1 pseudogene is annotated in these 646 nt (G+C 66.3%); it reads left to right on the top strand.

Annotation, left to right across the window (positions count from 1 at the left end):
- A pseudogene (locus tag CVH10_RS16920) lies at positions 1-359 on the top strand (hypothetical protein); the annotation flags it as partial.
- Between the last annotated feature and the right edge of the window lie 287 nt (positions 360-646).

The raw sequence follows: 646 nt of genomic DNA, 5'->3' as shown, positions 1-646 counted from the left end.
GTATGCAGACGTTCGCCTATCCGTTCGGCGATTGCGCGCGGACGGCCAAGCCGGTGATCGACCGCCGGTTCCTGTGCGGACGCGGGGTGCGCGATGGCGTCAACACGGGGACTGCGGACCGTAATCTGTTGCAGGCCATTGGTCTGGAGAGCCGCCGCCTGCCAGGTTACGACCTGGAGGCGCTGATCGCGGACACCTCGGCGTCGCAGGGCTGGCTGCTCGCCTATGGCCACGACGTCAGCGACGCGCCCACGCCGTATGGTTGCCGGCCCGACGACATCGACCGTCTGATCCGACTGGCCAAGGCGGCAAATCTGGACATCCAGCCGGTTGCGGCGGCATGGCGGTTGGGCAACTAGGGCCAATCGACATTCAGTGGATCGAAATCTCAGATCGTCATTCCGGGGCGGAGCAAAGCGAAGAACCCGGAACCCAGGGCCGCGGCACCGGTGCTGTACGTATTCAGTGCAGTGGTGCGAGCCTCATGGGTTGGCTGCTAAGCGCCGCCCTTCGGGTCCGGGTTCGTCCTGCGGACGCCCCGGAAAGACGGTTTCTACTAGGCCGCCTGGGATAGGGCGGTGGCCTCTGCGGCGGCGGTCATCACCAGGCGGATGGCGTTCAGCAGGGCGTCGGGCTGGATCGGCTT

It is taken from the genome of Halomonas sp. ND22Bw (assembly GCF_003011945.1).
GTDB classification, from domain to species: Bacteria; Pseudomonadota; Gammaproteobacteria; order Pseudomonadales; family Halomonadaceae; genus Halomonas; species Halomonas halophila.
Note: the sequence above shows the minus strand (reverse complement) of the source record. Positions and strands in the feature narration are given on the sequence as shown.